This is a genomic window from Sediminibacterium sp., assembly GCF_051860225.1.
Lineage (GTDB): Bacteria > Bacteroidota > Bacteroidia > Chitinophagales > Chitinophagaceae > Sediminibacterium.
The window spans coordinates 1-18,570 of record NZ_JBHYEI010000004.1; the positions used below are offsets into that span (position 1 = coordinate 1).

Consider the following 18,570-nt stretch of genomic DNA (forward strand, 5'->3'; position numbering starts at 1 on the left):
AAACTACCAAACTTTTATTCGGAAAATTTAAAACTTTTTTTCTCCTAACCCCTCTCCTATAACCTTTAAAGAACATCCCCTTTTTGTTAAGCGGGATGCAAATATAGGACGGATATTTTACCTGACAAATGTTTTTTGAAACTAAATTATGCTTACTCGCTAAAACCTTTTATTTATAAGGCTTTCAAGCGCTAAAAAAAATTATGGATAAATCACTTTAGCTAAAAACAAACCTTGTGGAGGGGTGCTAAAGTCTGCTTTTGTACAATCTTTTGTAAGGATGATATTTTCAAAATCGCTTATAGATAGCTGTCCTCTACCTACTTTCAGCATAGTGCCTACTAATCCACGCACCATTCCGCGCAAAAATCGATTTGCCTGAACCTTATAAATGTATTGTTGAGCAGCTGCTTTGCTCCATTCGGAAACATATATAGTACAATTATGTGTAAACACTTGTGTATTGCGCTTGGCAAAGCTGGTGAAATCGGTATGATTTTTTAAAAGGGTAGCAGCTTGTTGTAAAAGAGAAAAATCTAATTCATACGGATAGAACCAACCTCGATCTTTCAAAAAAGGATTTTTATCCTGATATATATAGTATTCGTAAGACCTTGCAACTGCATCAAACCTACAATGTGCATCATCTGCAACTGTTTTAATAGACTTTACCGCAATGTCAGGGGGCAAAATGGCATTTAAATTATACTTGTGCCTATTGGTTATTTCCAAATTGGTATCAAAATGAAAATAATTCTGGAGCGCATGTACGCCTGCGTCTGTTCTAGAGGAACCGGTTAAATCAAACCTAGTTTTAAATAAAGTTTCTAATGCCTTCTCTATTTCCAACTGAATAGTAGGGGCATTATCTTGTATTTGAAAGCCATGATATGCAGTCCCCTTGTAAGCTAATTCCAAAAAATATCGAGCCATAATTATGGATTATTCTTTTTGGTAGCTTCTCTTAGGGTTGCTGATTTTGGAAAAGGGACTAAAATGACTAAATTTTCAAGCCTTCTTCCATTTTTAATTTTAAAAACCTGTTCAATTCCTGAGTCTGTGGTTCGTTCAGATATTTTTTGAACTTGTTTATCTGTAGGGGAAGCGGGTGTTGATGAAGGAACCGATTCTCCTCTAATCAATGCCATACTTACCATATCCATTAACATCCATTCACCTTCTTGATTAATTCGAAGAGAGAATCCTTTGGGCTTGCCGCTAACGGAAAACTTAAATAAGTATTCGCTATATGCACCTGCAGGAAATCCTAAAATAATCCCATAGTCTCCATCGGCCAAGCTAGGGACTAGTAAATATCCTTTCCCATTAGAAGAATGGATTTTATCTTTAATCTGTATATAATAAGGCTGATTATTATCAGATTGTATATATAGGAAGTTATTTTGTGCATCTGCAAAAAACGCAATGACTAAAAATCCAGTTAAAATGGATAGGCGGCGTACAATACAACGGACGAACATGTAATCTTGCTTTTTTCAAATTTACTATTTAATACCAATTATGAAGAAACTATTACTACTATTTGCCTTTTCACAGGTTGGCAATTTGATGGCTCAAGAGCAAAAGGAATTAGGTCAAAAAGTTTACAGAGCTGTTCCAGAAAAAATAAATAATCTGGTTCATACAAAGCTGAATGCAAGTTTTGATTACAAACAAGCTAGATTAAATGGGAATGTTTGGATTACATTAAAGCCTCATTTTTATGCAACAGACTCCCTACAATTAGATGCTAAAGGGATGGATATTAAACAAGTTGCATTAGTAAAAGCTGGCAAAAACATTCCATTGAAATATCAATATGATGGATGGTTATTAAAAATTAATCTAGACAAACTCTATACTCGTAATGAAAATTATACAGTATATATAGACTATGTTGCAAAACCAAATGAGTTAGAAGTTAAGGGGAGCGCAGCCATCACTGATGCAAAGGGTTTGTATTTTATCAACCCCACTGGAGAAGATAAAACCAAGCCAACACAAATATGGACACAAGGTGAAACGGAAGCCACTTCAGTTTGGGTTCCTACAATTGATAAGACAAATCAAAAAACTACACAAGAATTTAATTTGACCGTACCTGCGAAATATGTGACACTAAGTAACGGGAAACTTGTTAAGCAAACTAAAAACTCTAACGGAACTAGAACTGATAGTTGGAAAATGGATCTGCCACATGCACCCTATTTATTTTTTATGGGCGTTGGTGAATATGCAGTAATTAAAGACCAATACAAGGGAAAAGAAGTTAGCTATTATGTTGAGAAAGAATATGAAAAAGTTGCTAGAAAAATTTTCGGCAATACACCAGAAATGATGCAATATTTCTCTAATAAATTAGGCGTTGAATACCCATGGGTAAAATATAGTCAAATTACAGGCAGAGACTATGTAAGCGGTGCAATGGAAAATACCACAGCAACCTTACACCAAGAGTCTGCTCAACAAGACGCAAGAGAACTGACAGATAGGAATAACTGGGAGGGCACCATCGCACACGAATTATTTCATCACTGGTTTGGTGATTATGTTACTGCTGAAAGCTGGAGTAATTTAACTGTCAATGAAAGTTTTGCTGACTACAGTGAATATTTATGGGCAGAGTATAAATTTGGAAAAGATGAAGCAGCCTATACCAATTGGGTTGCAATGAATGGCTACTTAAATAGTAAAGCAGATGCTACAAAACACTTAGTACGTTTTTATTACGACTCGCAAGAAGATATGTTTGATGTAGTGAGCTATAGCAAAGGGGGAAGAATTTTAAATATGCTGCGAAATTATGTTGGCGATGATGCATTCTTTAAATCGTTAAATAAATATTTAACCGACAATAAATTTGGAACAGGAAGTGCGCATAAATTAAGATTAGCTTTTGAAGCTGTAACAGGTAAAGACCTCAACTGGTTTTTTAATCAATGGTATTTTAACAGTGGGCATCCTAGCTTAGTTATCAGTAATAGCTATGATGCAGCAGCACAAAAAGCAATGGTGGTGATTAAACAAACCCAAAACAACGGACCATTTCAATTGCCAGTTACGATTGACATCTATAATGGAGCAAATAAAAAGAGGCACATAGTATGGGCAAAAAACACTGCCGATACTTTCTATTTTTCGTCCACTACAAAGCCTGACTTAATTAATGTTGATGCGGATAAAGTTTTATTAGCAGAGAAGAAAGAAACAAAGACTATCGATGAATATGCACATCAATTTAAATATGGTGGACACTATTTAGACAGAAGAGAGGCCATTGATTTGGCATCAAAAAAAATAAACGAAACTGCTGCTTATGAAATAGTAAAAGCTGGATTAAACGATTCATATTTTAGGATAAGAATGAAAGCTTTGGGAAGTTTTGGAAATGCCAAATTAGACAATACAACTATTGCTATGATTGAAAAAATAGCAAAAGATGATGTTTCTAAATTAGTAAGGGCAGATGCAATCACTGTTTTAGGACAATTAAAAAATGCAGCATATGCAGCCCAATTTGAAGAGTATATCAATGATTCATCTTACTCTGTTGCTGGCGCTGCATTATTAGCATTGAATGATTTAGATGGCAAGAAAGCTTATGTGATTGCAAATAAGTTAGCAAAAGCTCCTGCAAAAGGAAGATTAAGTGCTGCAATCAATGCAGTAATTATTGCAAATGGGGATGAGACAGCTTATGATTATATCATAGGCAATTTTAAAAAAATGCCTTTGTCTCAAGAAAAATTTAGTGCTTTATCTTCTATTGTAGAATTTTTAGCTAAAGTAACAGATACAGAAAAGTTTAAAGCTGGTGTAGACGCAGTAGTAAACTTTAGAAATGAAATTCCTGATGGAGCTAGACCTCAAACAGATCCAGTGATTAACAACGTATTCCTAAAGGGATTGGCTAGCAAAAAAGAGGCTGCAGGTGCACAAGCATTAGCAGATTACGTAAAAGAGAAAATGAAAAATTAAGCATATTCAAATGGATTAAAAAGCGCCTCGATTTATTCGAGGCGTTTCTATTTAAAACTTACCAAACTATTCCCTTTTAACTCAATAGTGATAGGTACTATATCAGTACCATTATTACTACTGCCAGATAATTTTGTAGTTACGGATTCAGAAATCATTTTACCAATTAGTAAATCATATATTCTTTCGGCCCTTGCTAATCCCTTTAATTGCTGACGTATTGTTTGACCAGATTGTGTAAATGATGTTTTTATGAACAACTCAGAAAAAACTGAAATGGTTGCTTTATTGTCCTGTACTTTCAAAACAAGATATTCATGAATTGTTTTGCTACTATCAGCAAAAGAAGTATCGGACCAGGTTAAGCCCATTTTTATTATTGAGGGAGGGAAAGGTAAAAAATACTTACCAGCATCTTCTTGGTCTATGTCAAATAAAGAATTTGTTTGAACTGGCGATTGTTGAGCATGAAAATTTTTAATCTCAATAGCTTTGGGCTTATTAACTATTTCTTTTAACCAATTTAATTCGCTGCTATTCAATCCAGCAGTATCACTACTATTGAATATTTGCTCTTGACCAAATGCATATAACTTGCCTTTAACAGAAAGTACAGTAGCTAAGAGTTGAAAATTTTCATCTTGAGCTTGTAAAACATTAAACTGGGTAGTAGTTGTTTTATTTGATTGGAAAAAAAGTTCAGTACCGGGTACGTTTAATGTAGTATTGTTGATTAATGTATGGGAAACAACAAATGTGGATTTTGCAGTTTGAGCAACTACTTCTGCTTCTGGCAGTAAAAAGACCAATAAAAGCAAAGGGAACTTAATATAACGGAACTGCATAATTACTGATATTACCATGATCCTCCGGCTCCACCGCCACCACTACTACCACCGCCAAAACCTCCAAAACCACCACCACCGAAGCCTCCGCCACCAAAGCCTCCACCGCCGCGATTGTTACCTCCTAACAATGAAGACCAAAGTAAAGCTTCAGCAACGTTTGCAGCCCCTCTTCTACTCATCATTCCACCTCCTCTACCACCACCGCCTCGGCCTCCGCCTACTCCCAAAATCAGGAATACGACAATGATAATAAAAATAAAAGTCAGTATTGAACTGCCACTGTTTTCTCCATTGCTTTTCTTATTCCGCTTGGTTTTGTATTCGCCAACAGCAGCTTTAGACAATGCATTAATTGCATTATCTATACCACGATAATAGTTCTGTTGTTTAAATTCTGGTACAATTTCGTTCCTGTAAATACTGGAAGCAGTAATATCAGGAATTGCTCCTTCTAAGCCATACCCCACTTCAATCCAAACTTTTCTGTCATCAATAGAAGCTAGAATCAAAACCCCATTATTGGTTTTCTTATTCCCTATCCCCCAAGACCTGAATAGTTTATTGGCATAATCTTGAACGTCATACCCTTCAAGTGATTTTAAAATAACGACGGCAATTTGATTGGATGTGCTATCATCTAATGCAACCAATTTCTCTTCTAGAATAGCTACTTGCTCTTTACTGAGCACGCCTGCTAAGTCGTTCACTAATTTAGGCGGATTAGGCGGAGCAATAATATTCTGCGCAAAAGCACCCGTTAAATTAGCCAGCAACAGTAATATGAGTAGTAGTTTCTTCATTATTTTCCAAAAACAATATCGTCAGGTAATTCATTTTTATCAGTAGTGCCATCATATGGGAAGTGAGTAACCAAAGCTTCACCAATATCTTTAACAATATGAGCAATTCCTTCTACAAAATGCTTTTGTTTGAATTCTGCAAGCATCAGCTCCACTTCCTTATTCCAAAATGAATGGCCAACTTTATGGTGAATTCCTTCATCACCATAAACGGCCAATTGATGGTCGTCCATGGCTAAATATAACAGCACCCCATTACGAGATGCTGTTTGATCCATTTTTAATTGATAAAAGATTTCTTTGGCCCGATGAACAGGATTAACCATTTCACATTTTGACTCTATAAAAATTCTGATTTCGCCACTAGTTCTGCGCTCAGCTTCTTGTATAGCTGTAACGATGATGTCTTTTTCAGCAGGAGTAAAATATTCCCGTTGTTTCTTTTTGAATAATCCAAACATGCAAGGAATTTAGAATTTTACTTCAGGAGCTTTTTCAGAACCAGCATCGGCCTTAAATCCTTCTTTTACTTTAAAACCAGTAATGCTCGCCAAAATATTCATTGGGAAGGATCTTGCTTTAACATTATAAGCAGCAACTGCAGCATTGAAATCGTTTCTAGAAACCTTAATACGGTTTTCAGTACCTTCTAGCTGAGCTTGCAAACCACGAAAAGCTTCATTAGCTCTAAGATTTGGATAATTTTCGGTTACCATTAACAAACGACCCAACGCTTGAGACAATTGGCCTTGAGAAGCTTGGAATTCTTGCAACTTTTCAGGAGTTAAATCTTTAGCATCCACTTTCATTTGAGTTGCACTGGCTCTAGCTTTAACAACATTTTCTAATGTTGATTGCTCAAAATTGGCTTCCCCTTTAACGGTATTTACCAAATTGGGGATCAAATCTGCCCTACGCTGATAGTCACTTTGTACGTTATTCCAAGACTGGCTAACGGTTTCATCCAATTTAACCAGACCATTGTAACCACTCATACCGCATCCGCCGATTAATACAATTAATCCAATAATGACAATAAGGGTAATTCTCTTTGTGTTCATGTTTTAATATTTGAAGAAATGAATATACAAAACGAATGCCATATTTAATTTGTGGCAGAATGACATTTAGCTTTTTCCAAGGATTTTTTCACCTATTTTTGCCCCAAAATTTAAAAATCTCCGAAACGATAGGCTATGTCAGTATTAGTAAACAAACATTCTAAAATCATTGTTCAGGGTTTCACCGGAACAGAAGGAACGTTCCATGCAACTCAAATGATTGAATATGGAACCAATGTAGTAGGTGGTGTAACACCCAATAAAGGTGGAACAACCCATTTAGACAAACCCGTTTTTAATACAGTAGCCGATGCAGTAAAGCAAACTGGCGCTGATGTAAGTATCATTTTTGTACCGCCAGCATTTGCAGCAGACGCAATTATGGAAGCGGCAGAAGCAGGAATTGCCTTGGTAGTTTGTATCACAGAAGGCATACCAGTACAAGATATGGTGAAAGTAAAGAACTACTTACAAGGAAGCAATACCCGATTAATTGGGCCAAACTGTCCTGGAGTAATTACAGCAGAAGAAGCTAAAGTAGGCATTATGCCAGGCTTTATTTTCAAAGCTGGAAGAATAGGTATCGTTTCAAAAAGCGGAACTTTAACATACGAAGCAGCTGACCAAGTGGTAAAAGCTGGTTTAGGAATTAGCACTGCAATTGGCATAGGTGGAGATCCAATCATTGGAACACCTACTAAAGAAGCAGTTGAATTATTAATGAATGATCCCGAAACAGATGGCATCATCATGATAGGTGAAATTGGTGGAAGTATGGAAGCAGAAGCTGCATATTGGATAAAAGAAAACAAGACTAAACCAGTAGTAGGTTTTATTGCTGGTCAAACAGCCCCTCCCGGAAGAAGAATGGGACATGCTGGCGCAATCATTGGAGGAGCTGATGACACAGCTGCAGCTAAGATGAAAATTATGGCAGAGTGTGGTATTGAAGTAGTAGCAAGCCCCGCAGATATTGGTGTAACCATGGCTGCTGCACTAAAAAAATAAACAAGCAATTGTTAATATCAAACCCGAAGTATTCAAGCTTCGGGTTTTTTTATGCAAAATGCCGCATCTTGCATCTCTACAGAAGATTCCTAATAAAAAATTCATGCGCAGAATATTATCACTACTCATTTGCTTATCCTTTTTGATAGCAGAAGCACAAGAATCAAAAGAAACAGCTTACTCAAGCGCTTATAAAATAATTGATAGCCTTATTTTGAAAGAGCGATTAACTAAAACCGCAATAGATAAAGTAGAGCAACTCTACAAAAAAGCGGTTTTAGAAAATCAAGAAGCAGAACAAATTAAAGCTTTGGTATATAAGGCTGATCTAGAAAATGAAATAACCGAAGATGGATTCAATAATAGCATCAAAATTTTTAAAGGCGCATTAAAAAAAGCGCAATCACCAGTAATGCAATCGGTGATTCATACCATTCTTGCAAAAAAATATAACGATTATTATACCAAACAAAAATGGACATTACTAAATAGAAAGAATTGGAGTAGAAATGCGTTTACTGATAGCATTCAAATGCATTTTAAAGCAGCTATGATTCATGCAAAAACATTACAATCAGTATATATAGACCAATATTCAGCAGTGGTATTGGGTGGATCAGCGCCACTAAAAAATTACAGTTTATACCATTTATTAATAGCCGAGCAAATTCAGTATTACAGCAACGATTTAGGCAATGATGAAAGCAAGGAAAACAAAGAGAAGATTGCCGAACTCTACGACGCCATATTTCAGCTTCACCAACATGAACAATGGAATAATATAGTAGCAAGGTTTAAATTGGATTTTTTGGCTTGGAAAAAAGAAAACGGATTAATAAAAGAAGACGCTTTATTATTAGAACTGAATAAATACACCCAACCCCAATACCATTCATCTATCAAGGCAGCAGCTTGGTTTTTAATTGCCAATACTTATACTGTAAAAGGAAGACAATATCAAGCGCTGAGTGATACAGCCCATCAGTATGATTTAGTAAAAGCAATAGGTATTATTCAACAAGCGGCCAAAGATATAGACAATAAGGACTATAAAATAAGTGGCTTATTAGACTTAGCCAACGAAATCAAGAGTGAGCAAATTTTGATGGAGATAGAAAAAATTAATGAGACCCAGAAACCATTCAGAGCATACCTCAGTTACAAAAATACGGATACTATATTTTTGAAAGTGTTTAAAGTAAAGGCAAACTATAATCTCAAATCAGCATCTAGCACTGATCAACTAAAGGAATTAACCAATCAAGAATTGATACAAGAGCAGGCAATCCCCTTATTGCAGGCAAATGATTACCAAACACATTACACAGAAATAAAAATAGACCCATTACCACAAGGCAATTATATCCTTCTAAGCAGCACAGGAAAGGAATTCAATTTAGCGACTAATAAAATTGGATATGTACATTTTGCAGTAGCGGATTGGGTATATTTTAAAGATAACGAGCACTACTTCATTAGAGAATATGCTTCAGGAAAACCTGTTGACCAAGCACAAGTAAAAATATTTGAAACCAAATACGACTATAAAACATCAACTACAAGTAAGCAGTTATTCCACCAAACAGAAACCAATGAAAACGGTCAATTCATTATTCCTCAAAAACTAAATGGGAGCACTCAAATAGAAATTATTAAAAAGAAAAGCCAACTTGTTTTTAATGATTACGAATATCGTTATCAAGAATTCAGTAGCCAGCCTAATGAAAAAAGCAATTACGAAAAGAGCAATCGTAGAGTATATTTTTTCACCGACCGATCTATATATAGACCAGGACAGTTGGTACAATTTAAGGGAATTGCACTAACAAGAGATTATGACAGCAAGTTTAGTAAAATAGTTGAAGAAAAAACTCCAATAAAAATTTATTTAACGAATGCCAATAGACAGAAAATTGATTCTTTATTATTACCAATTAACCAATATGGATCAATAGTAGGCAATTTTATTTTACCGAAAAATGAACTAACAGGTAATTTTACTATAGAAGCTCAATCATTTAATTATTCTTATAAAACAATAAAGGTAGAAGAATACAAACGACCTACCATTCAAGTGATATTTGATCAACCAAAAACAGGTTATCGATTAAATGATAGTATACATTATGCAATAAAAGCCACTGCCTATGCAGGCAATATTCTAAATGGTGCCAAGGTAAAATACACGGTAAAACAATACGGCCGATATCCTTATCCAATCACAAGAAATCTTAACCCAATCTATCAATCAGGTACTGAAATTGCCAATGGAATAGGAGTCACCAACGAAAAAGGAATCTATACTGTATCTTTTAAAGCCATTTATGATTCTACTAAAGAACTCTCAAACGATTTTTCGGTTAACTATATTATTCATGTAGATATAACCGATTTAAATGGAGAAACCCAATCGGGAAATGTGAATGTAACAGCAACAAAAACTGCATGGCAATTGGTGATTAATCACCCGATTGCAATAAACAAACAATTTTTTCAAAAAATCAATGTGACAGCGATAGACCGATTAGGCAACGAAAAAAACACCCCTATTCAAACTGCACTATATAAAGTAATTCAACCAACAAAAATTGCTAGAAAAAAATATTGGGGCAAGTCTGACTTGCATTTGTTTAACGAAGCCACTTATAAAAAACATTTCCCCTTCGACGAGTACCAAAACGAAGCAGATCAAGCAACCTGGGCCACAGAAGAAATAGCAACTCCTATAAATAAAGTGGAGACGGGCATGTATAAAATAAAAGCGACAGCCATAGATAGTTTTGGGTTGCCAATAGCTGCAGAAAAAATAGTTACGATTTATGATAATGAGGGAACAAAAAGCAATCAGTCTTTTTACTATTATTCAAATAATTATACCAAACCAGGTGATAGCATTTTGATTGTAAACAACTACCCTATTGAAAAAACTTTTGTTACAAGAAAAGTAAAAAAAGCACAACTTAAAGAAGAATACCAGTTTCTTCAATTAAATAGATTGACGCAGCAGCAGATAACAATTTCCGATCAAGACCGAGGAGGAATCTCAATTAATGAAGCATATATCTGGATGGGAAGATTATTTACCCATCAACAAGCTATTGCAGTACCATTCAATAACAAAGAATTAAAAATACGTACAGGATCTTTTAGGAATATCAACGAACCAGGAGCCAAAGAAACTTGGACGATTGAAATAGAAGGAATCAATGGAAAAGAAAAAGCGGCTGAGTTATTAACTAGCATGTACGACGCAAGTTTAGATGCATTGTACCCTAACAGATGGGACCCTTTAAATTTATGGAACACCAACAACAGCAGCACCAATTTTAGCAGTGGCATATTTAGAACAGAAACCATCCGCCAATTTGACAATAACGAATGCTTTTGCGAAGCAAAACCCTATGAGCGACCAAGTCTATTAGCATCCATTAATCTGACTTGGAGAAGAATAGAACAAAAATTGTATGAAACCACTATGGCTTCAAAGAGTATGCAAGCCAGAGTTGAAGGAGTGCCCGTTACAATTAGAGGAAACAATTCTATTAAAGAAGAGAGTTACGACAAAGTTTATACTACAGTTGAAGTGGTAGACCCCATTACAGGAGATATTATTAGAAACGGAAGATTAATACCAGGTAATAAGCAAGGTCAAGATTTGGTTAAAATAAGAACCAACTTTAATGAAACTGCATTCTTTTTTCCGCAGTTATATGCAGACAGTTCTGGGAAATACCAATTCAGCTTTCAGTTTCCGGATGCAGTAACCCAATGGAAATGGATGAGCTTTGCACACACGAAAGATTTAGCAACAGGATATGCTGAAGAAAAATTGGTGACGCAAAAAAGCTTGATGGTACAACCCAATATTCCTCGTTTTTTAAGGGAGGGAGATCAAATGGAGTTGAGCGTTAAAGTTGCTAATCTCACCAATAAAGAATTAACAGGAACCATTACATTAGAATTAATAGACGCCACTACCAATACCTCCGTAGATGGATGGTTTCAAAATGTATTTCCGCAACAATACTTTACAACAGAAGCAGGACAATCAAGTATTGCACAGTTTCCGATACAAGTTCCTTTCAGTTATAATAAACCACTCACTTATAAAATAATAGCAAGAACAAATGAACTTAGTGATGGGGAACAAAAGACCCTACCAGTTTTAAGTAATAGGGCTTTGATAACTGAAACCTTACCCATCTATTTATCAAAAGATACTACCCAAGAATTTCGCTTTGAAAAACTATTGAATAATCAAAGTGAAGGAATCAGTACCCAAGGATTAACAGTAGAATACACTACACAACCAATATGGAATGCCATTCAGGGGCTGAGTTATTTAAAAACAGACCCAGAGATGTCGGCAATTCATCAATTCAATCGTATTTATGCGAATCTAATGTCGCTACATATTTTAGATAAATATCCAATAATTGCAAAAGTGTTGGAAGCTTGGAAAAAAGATAGTACCGCATTAAAAAATCCATTAGAAAATAATGTGGAATTGAAGCAAGTACTATTACAAGAAACCCCTTGGGTCATGGATGCCCAAAACGGAAATATTCTTTTAAAAGAATTGGCCAATCAAATGGATGTCCAACAAATTGCTAAAGAAAATGAAAACTTATTGATTCAATTAGAAAAACTACAACTAGCTGATGGAAGTTTCAGTTGGTATAAAGGAGGAAATGCTGACGAATATATTACTCAGTATATTTTAACGGGTCTTGGTAAATTAAAACGGATAGGCGCAATAACCCCGTCATTGGCAGCACAATTAAGAACCTTATTAAGGAAGGCTTTGACATTTACAGATGAAGCAATCAGTTTCGAATTCAAAAAGAGTAAACCAACACAAATTGGTAGTAGCCCATTAGCTTATTTGTTCATGAGAAGTTTCTACAAAGACCAGCTAATTCAAAATGATACGGCGTATAACGCTTATTGGAGGATGGCAAAAAATAGTTGGAATACAAAAAACCAATATACTCAGGCTATGATTGCAATCATTGCCATTAGAAATAATGAAACCGCTTGGGCAAATAAAATAATCAATGCACTTTTAGAAAATACTGTTGTTCATTCACAACAAGGAATGTATTGGAAAAATAGATTAACCAATCGCTGGTATGCAATGCCAGTAGTACATCAAAGTATGATGATTGATTGCTTTAGCGAAATCAATAACGAACTAGCATCCAAACCATACTTAAAGCAAATAAATGCAATGCTCACTTGGTTGATATTGAATAAGGAGACCAATCATTGGGGAGATGGAATTGCAACAGCAGATGCAGTTTACAGCTTGATAGCCAATGGACAAGAATGGATGAGCAATAAAAGAGCAGTAAAAATAGAATTGGGTAAAACAACCATAAGTACTGCAACAGAAAAAACCATGGAAGGGTCTGGCTATTTTAAAAAGAGAATTGAAGGAGAAAAAGTGAAACCAGAGATGGGGAATATTACCGTTACAACTGCCACGCAAAATAGGGTATCTGATCAACCCTCTTATGGAAGTATTTACTGGCAATATTTAGCCAATATGGATGAAATTACTGCTAGCTCAGGACCTATGCAGATTAATAAAAAAATATTAGTAGAACGAAATAAAAATTGGGTTGAATTGAATGAAAATGAGCCTGTAAAAGTTGGTGAGCTCATTACAGTAGAGTTAACAATCAAAGCAGACAGAGATATGGATTATGTGCACTTAAAAGATTTAAGACCAGCTGCTACCGAACCCAACAATGTATTAAGTGGATATCAATTTAAAGCTGGCTTGTTCTATTACCAAAGCACAAAAGACGTAAGCAATAATTATTACTTTAATTATTTACCAAAAGGAAATTATCAATTTACTTATACCATACGAGCTACGCATAAAGGATTGTATACTGCGGGTTTTGCAAGCATCCAGAGTATGTATGCCCCTGCATTCAAAGCCCATTCAAATGCAATTAAATTAAGAATTGAAGATTAATATGATACAGGCAGATACCATTATTGTAGGACAAGGATTATGTGGAACTTTTTTAAGCTGGAACTTGCTCAAAGCTGGCCAGCAAGTAATGGTAATAGATGAATCAATACCGAATAGTGCTACCAAAGTTGCAAGTGGTGTAATCAATCCTGTAACTGGAAGAAGAATTGTACGCACTTGGGAAATTGAACGATTCATGCCCTTTGCCGTAGAAGCTTATACTCAATTGGGAAAAGAATTAGGCCAAAACATAATTAGTCAATGCAATATTCTTGACTTTCATGCTACCTCACAAAACAAAATCGCCTTTACAGAAAGGTTAGTAAAAGAGACAGAATACCTAAGTGTAGTAGAAGATCAACAATGGGAAACCTTTTTTAATTTACTTTTTGGCGTTGGAGAAATTCACCCATGTTGGTTAATACAATTACAAGACATGCTCAGTGGTTGGAGAAATAAATTAAGTCAAGAAAATATACTAATTGAAGAAAAATTTGATTGGGATGATTGCAACGTAAATAGCATAGTTCAATGGAAAAATATACAAGCAAAACAGATTATATTTTGTGACGGAACTGGGGGATTAAACAATCCTTATTTTAAATTGCTCCCTTACGCGACCAACAAGGGAGAAGCGCTGATTGTAAAAATACCCGAATTACCCAGAAACAACATTTATAAACAAGGTATTAGTGTAGTGCCCTGGAAAGAGGATTATTTTTGGGTGGGATCAACCTATGAATGGGCCTATGAAAATCTAGCCCCTACTAAAACTTTTTTAGACAAGACAACCCAACAGTTGTCAAATTGGCTAAAGCTACCCTTTGAAATTGTAGATCATCTAGCATCCGAAAGACCAGCTAATGTAGAACGGAGACCTTTTGTTGGATTTCACCCGATTCATTCTAAGATTGGCGTTTTAAATGGGATGGGCACCAAGGGCTGTAGCTTAGCACCCTATTTTGCCCATCAACTAACCCAGCATATACTAAACGGTGAACCAATACATCCTTTGGCCAATGTGCAACGTTTCAAGAATATTTTAAGCCGTTAAATGGTTACAAAAATTTAATATTGTGCCTTAATTAAATGAAAGGCATGGAGCAAGCACCCTTGGTACACGATGATCGTTACGAAATTCCATTGAAGTATAGAAAAATGGAAAATCTACACATTGTGTTTTGGCTATTCAAAGATGTAGCCTGGTGCTTGGGACTGAAATGGCTGGGGACAATAATGATCATCCCTACTTTGATTATTTCGATTGTGATTGCATACAGAACGAGAAAGTACATTTCTGAATTATGCCACAATTTGGCTATCACTGTTTGGATATCTGCTAACTCATACTGGATGGTAAGCGAGTTCTTTGAATTTGATCATAAAACTTTGTGGGGGACATATACTTTTAAACACTTAGCCCTTATTCCGTTTATAGCAGGAATATTAATACTTGGGTATTATTATTTAATATGGAAGCCATTGCATACTAGAAAAACAGACTACTAAATAAATAGCCCCCAGTCATCTTCGTTACTATCTTTTTTGAATGTAGAAACCCACTGTTTAAACAATTGTTTAAATTGATTAATTGCGTTTTCTATTACTTGCCTATGCAATTCATCTGCCCATCCCATTAAAACCGCAAAGCCAATTTGTTCCATCATTTGCTTTGCGTTAGTCCTAATATTAGCGGCATTTTCCATCTTTAAAACATAGTGATCTACGCTAATAGCCCCCATGATTTTGGGCGCTACAATCAGTAGATTTTCATAAATCAATGCCTTAGTAGAAGCAGGTAAACTTTGATCCCCATCATCTGCCAAATTTTCTGCAAATGCCATTACCAAACCGAAAACCTCTCGCCATTGATTGTATAGGGCTCTAGCCAATAACTTTCCCGAATCATTATTGAAATCAGTAGAAGAATCAGCCTGACCAACTTTAAATCGGCCTTCGTCCCACTCTGGTAAAAAATTCAATTCGCTTAAATTCATTCAATAAATTTAATCCATTTCAATTTTCAAAAATCGTGCAGTATGACTTGATTTGTGCAATAGCATTTGCTCAGGAGTACCTTCAAATAAAATTTGGCCACCGCCATCACCACCTTCAGGACCTAAGTCAATCACATGATCGGCCATTTTAACTACATCTAAATTGTGTTCAATCACTAAGACAGAGTTACCTCTATCAACCAATTTATTTAAAACATCTAACAAATGGCTAATATCTTGAAAATGTAACCCTGTGGTAGGTTCATCCAAAATATAAAAGGTTTTACCTGTATCTTTTTTACCCAATTCAGTAGCCAGTTTCACCCGTTGCGCTTCACCCCCACTTAGTGTAACCGCAGATTGGCCCAATGTTACATAGCCCAATCCAACATCTTGTAATACTTTAATTTTTCGGAATAAAAAGGGCACTGCTTGAAAAAAATCACAAGCTTCATCAACCGTCATATTCAACACATCACTTATAGACTTTCCTTTATAGCGGATTTCCAATGTTTCCCGATTGTATCTTTTACCATTACATTTCTCGCAGTTCACATATACATCTGGAAGGAAATTCATTTCTATCACTTTCATACCCCCTCCTTCACAAACATCACAACGACCACCTTTTACATTAAAAGAAAAACGACCTGCCGCATAGCCCCTGATTTTTGCTTCAGGTACGGCAGCAAACAAGGTCCTGATTTCGGTGAAGAAACCACAGTAAGTTGCTGGATTGCTTCGGGGAGTTCTTCCAATGGGTGATTGATCTATTTCAATTACTTTATCAATATGTTCTAAGCCTTTGACAGAAACAAAAGGCATGGGATGAACTTTACTATTGTAACAATGCTTAGATAAAAGGGGGTATAGGGTTTCATTAATCAACGTGCTTTTACCACTACCACTCACCCCACTAACTACAATCAATTTCCCTAATGGGAAATGAACGGTCACATTTTTCAAATTATTTCCAGATGCACCTTTTAAAATTAATTCTTTGCCATTTCCCACTCTCCTTTCCGCAGGAACCGCAATGGACTTTTGGCCATTTAAATATTGCGCAGTATCGGAATTAGAAGCCAAGACTTCAGCAGGAGTTCCTTCCGCAACAATATTACCCCCATACTTACCAGCCCTTGGGCCAATGTCTACCAAATAATCAGCAGCCAACATAATATCTTTATCGTGCTCAACCACTAAAACACTATTCCCAATATCCCGCAGATTTTTTAATGCATAAATAAGTTGATGATTGTCGCGTTGATGCAAACCAATAGAAGGTTCATCTAAAATATACGTGATCCCTTGTAATTGAGATCCAATTTGCGTAGCCAGTCTAATCCGCTGAGACTCCCCCCCGCTAAGGGTTCTAGAAGACCTACTTAAAGAAAGATAAGTTAAGCCAACATCTAGTAGAAACTGTAATCGTTCTCTGATTTCTTTTAAAATATCTTTAGCAATCAGGTTTTGCTTTTTGCTCAACCGCTCTTCTATACCAATAAACCAATGATGAAGTTTATCTAAATTAAGTGCACTTAATTCAGCTATATTTTTTTCATCTACTTTAAACCAAAGGCTTTCTTTTTTTAATCGATCTCCATGGCAACTATTGCATATTTTCAATTCCATATATTGTTCTACCCATTCGCGCATCCCATCACTTTTGACGCCGCTAAACCATCTCTTGAGCATAGGAATAATTCCTTCAAAATCCCCACTATATGGATCAAAGCCAGCAACTTCTTCAGGATTATCAATTTCCAAACTATCCCCGTCTGGATTACCATATAATAAAATGTTTAACCCTGCAATGGGCAAGTCTTTGATGGGCTTATCTAAATTGATTTTATTTTTCTTAGCCAATTGTTCTACATTCCTGAACATATAAGCATCGCGTTGCACACCCAGCGGAGCAATTCCCCCTTCTTTAATACTTAGATTGCTATCGGGTATAACCGCTGACATATCGATAGAATAAACATTCCCAAGGCCTTTACAGGTTGGGCAAGCACCATAAGGAGAGTTAAAGGAGAATGCATTGGGTGAAGGTTCTTCATAACTGATACCCGTGTCTTCACACATTAACTGTTTAGAATATTGAATCGTTTTGTTGGTATCGTTTATTAAAAGAAATAATAAATCTTTACCCATCTTTAGTGCCTGCTGCACACTTTGACTTACACGAACACGCATTTCATCAGTAACAGGTAAGCGATCAATCACTACTTCAATGTCATGAATTTTATAACGATCCACTTGCAACTTAGGGGTAAGATCTAGAATCTCTCCATCTACCCTTACTTTTAAAAAACCTTTCTTACGAATTTCTTCGAATAGCTCTCGATAATGCCCTTTTCGACCTCTAATTAAAGGAGCCAGTAGACTCACTTTTTTATTTTTAAACCGAGCATAAATATTTTCTACAATTTCCTCTTCACTAAACTTCACCATTTTCTTACCCGTCTCATAACTATATGCTTCCCCAATTCTTGCATACAATAAACGAAGAAAATCGTATACTTCTGTTACGGTTCCAACAGTAGACCTAGGATTCTTATTAGTGGTTTTCTGTTCAATAGAAATCACTGGAGAAAGCCCCGTAATTTTATCTACATCAGGCCTTTCCATATCACCCATGAATTGTCTGGCATAAGCCCCAAAGCTTTCCATATATCGGCGTTGGCCTTCGTTATAAATAGTGTCAAAAGCCAAAGAAGATTTACCACTTCCACTCACCCCAGTAAAAACAACCAACTTGTTTTTTGGAATAGAGATATCGATATTTTTTAAATTATGTTCTTTGGCACCGAAAACCTGAATATAATCTTGGTCATTTTCAAGGATCGGTTGCTTGCCTGAATTGTTCTTTGCCATAATGGGAGTTAAAGA

The 18,570-nt window shown here is 35.8% G+C and carries 13 protein-coding genes; 5 read left to right on the forward strand and 8 right to left on the reverse strand.

Annotated features, from left to right (window positions below; genetic code table 11):
* Positions 1-201: 201 nt before the first annotated feature.
* Entirely contained in the window at positions 202-933 is a 732-nt protein-coding gene (gene truA / locus ACTIEI_RS12945; protein WP_439506716.1) for a tRNA pseudouridine(38-40) synthase TruA, read from the reverse strand.
* Between the two features lie 2 nt (positions 934-935).
* Positions 936-1,481, reverse strand: coding sequence for a hypothetical protein (locus ACTIEI_RS12950; RefSeq protein WP_439506717.1), 546 nt, complete (start codon positions 1,479-1,481; stop codon positions 936-938).
* A 40-nt stretch (positions 1,482-1,521) separates the two neighbouring features.
* On the opposite strand from ACTIEI_RS12950, the gene ACTIEI_RS12955 reads away from it, so the two are divergent.
* Positions 1,522-3,978, forward strand: a complete 2,457-nt coding sequence (locus tag ACTIEI_RS12955) for a M1 family aminopeptidase (RefSeq protein ID WP_439506718.1) — start codon at positions 1,522-1,524, stop codon at positions 3,976-3,978.
* A gap of 47 nt (positions 3,979-4,025) precedes the next feature.
* Here the strand turns inward: ACTIEI_RS12955 and ACTIEI_RS12960 are convergent, their stop codons facing one another.
* From ACTIEI_RS12960 to ACTIEI_RS12975, 4 genes are read right to left on the reverse strand one after another with little or no spacing between them, the layout of a single operon-like run.
* Entirely contained in the window at positions 4,026-4,823 is a 798-nt protein-coding gene (locus tag ACTIEI_RS12960) for a hypothetical protein (protein WP_439506719.1), read from the reverse strand.
* 11 nt (positions 4,824-4,834) lie between these two features.
* Positions 4,835-5,626, reverse strand: a complete 792-nt coding sequence (locus tag ACTIEI_RS12965; RefSeq protein ID WP_439506720.1) for a TPM domain-containing protein — start codon at positions 5,624-5,626, stop codon at positions 4,835-4,837.
* Positions 5,626-6,087: a TPM domain-containing protein gene (locus tag ACTIEI_RS12970; RefSeq protein ID WP_439506721.1), complete on the reverse strand. Its 462-nt coding sequence runs from the start codon at positions 6,085-6,087 to the stop codon at positions 5,626-5,628. Before ACTIEI_RS12970 ends, ACTIEI_RS12965 begins: the two co-directional genes overlap by 1 nt.
* Positions 6,088-6,096: 9 nt before the next feature.
* A complete protein-coding gene (locus tag ACTIEI_RS12975; RefSeq protein ID WP_295186814.1) occupies positions 6,097-6,687 on the reverse strand; it encodes a LemA family protein in 591 nt (196 codons plus the stop codon).
* A gap of 135 nt (positions 6,688-6,822) precedes the next feature.
* Here ACTIEI_RS12975 and sucD point away from each other — a divergent pair, with 135 nt between their 5' ends.
* From sucD to ACTIEI_RS12995, 4 genes are all read left to right on the forward strand, one after another.
* Positions 6,823-7,695 carry a succinate--CoA ligase subunit alpha gene (sucD, locus tag ACTIEI_RS12980; protein WP_439506722.1) on the forward strand — a complete coding sequence of 291 codons (873 nt, stop codon included), beginning with the start codon at positions 6,823-6,825 and terminating at the stop codon, positions 7,693-7,695.
* 103 nt (positions 7,696-7,798) lie between these two features.
* Complete coding sequence (locus ACTIEI_RS12985) at positions 7,799-13,681, forward strand: alpha-2-macroglobulin family protein (protein WP_439506723.1); 5,883 nt, start codon at positions 7,799-7,801, stop codon at positions 13,679-13,681.
* A 1-nt stretch (position 13,682) separates the two neighbouring features.
* A complete protein-coding gene (locus tag ACTIEI_RS12990) occupies positions 13,683-14,735 on the forward strand; it encodes an NAD(P)/FAD-dependent oxidoreductase (protein ID WP_439506724.1) in 1,053 nt (350 codons plus the stop codon).
* A 44-nt stretch (positions 14,736-14,779) separates the two neighbouring features.
* The gene (locus tag ACTIEI_RS12995) at positions 14,780-15,190 is read left to right on the forward strand and encodes a hypothetical protein (RefSeq protein ID WP_439506725.1); all 411 of its coding nucleotides are present in this window, start codon (positions 14,780-14,782) and stop codon (positions 15,188-15,190) included.
* Here the strand turns inward: ACTIEI_RS12995 and ACTIEI_RS13000 are convergent.
* Positions 15,187-15,678: a hypothetical protein gene (locus ACTIEI_RS13000; protein ID WP_439506726.1), complete on the reverse strand. Its 492-nt coding sequence runs from the start codon at positions 15,676-15,678 to the stop codon at positions 15,187-15,189. The two genes, ACTIEI_RS12995 and ACTIEI_RS13000, sit on opposite strands and share 4 nt — an antisense overlap.
* 9 nt (positions 15,679-15,687) lie before the next feature.
* Positions 15,688-18,555 (reverse strand): excinuclease ABC subunit UvrA, encoded by a 2,868-nt coding sequence (gene uvrA, locus ACTIEI_RS13005; protein ID WP_439506727.1) that lies wholly within the window; start codon positions 18,553-18,555, stop codon positions 15,688-15,690.
* Positions 18,556-18,570: the final 15 nt, after the last annotated feature.

Excerpts from the sequence above, each read along its gene's own strand:
- truA (WP_439506716.1), bottom strand. The coding sequence starts at position 933 with ATGGCTCGATATTTTTTGGAATTAGCTTACAAGGGGACTGCATATCAT.
- ACTIEI_RS12950 (WP_439506717.1), bottom strand. The coding sequence starts at position 1,481 with ATGTTCGTCCGTTGTATTGTACGCCGCCTATCCATTTTAACTGGATTT.
- ACTIEI_RS12955 (WP_439506718.1), top strand. The coding sequence starts at position 1,522 with ATGAAGAAACTATTACTACTATTTGCCTTTTCACAGGTTGGCAATTTG.
- ACTIEI_RS12960 (WP_439506719.1), bottom strand. The coding sequence starts at position 4,823 with ATGCAGTTCCGTTATATTAAGTTCCCTTTGCTTTTATTGGTCTTTTTA.
- ACTIEI_RS12965 (WP_439506720.1), bottom strand. The coding sequence starts at position 5,626 with ATGAAGAAACTACTACTCATATTACTGTTGCTGGCTAATTTAACGGGT.
- ACTIEI_RS12970 (WP_439506721.1), bottom strand. The coding sequence starts at position 6,087 with ATGTTTGGATTATTCAAAAAGAAACAACGGGAATATTTTACTCCTGCT.
- ACTIEI_RS12975 (WP_295186814.1), bottom strand. The coding sequence starts at position 6,687 with ATGAACACAAAGAGAATTACCCTTATTGTCATTATTGGATTAATTGTA.
- sucD (WP_439506722.1), top strand. The coding sequence starts at position 6,823 with ATGTCAGTATTAGTAAACAAACATTCTAAAATCATTGTTCAGGGTTTC.
- ACTIEI_RS12985 (WP_439506723.1), top strand. The coding sequence starts at position 7,799 with ATGCGCAGAATATTATCACTACTCATTTGCTTATCCTTTTTGATAGCA.
- ACTIEI_RS12990 (WP_439506724.1), top strand. The coding sequence starts at position 13,683 with ATGATACAGGCAGATACCATTATTGTAGGACAAGGATTATGTGGAACT.
- ACTIEI_RS12995 (WP_439506725.1), top strand. The coding sequence starts at position 14,780 with ATGGAGCAAGCACCCTTGGTACACGATGATCGTTACGAAATTCCATTG.
- ACTIEI_RS13000 (WP_439506726.1), bottom strand. The coding sequence starts at position 15,678 with ATGAATTTAAGCGAATTGAATTTTTTACCAGAGTGGGACGAAGGCCGA.
- uvrA (WP_439506727.1), bottom strand. The coding sequence starts at position 18,555 with ATGGCAAAGAACAATTCAGGCAAGCAACCGATCCTTGAAAATGACCAA.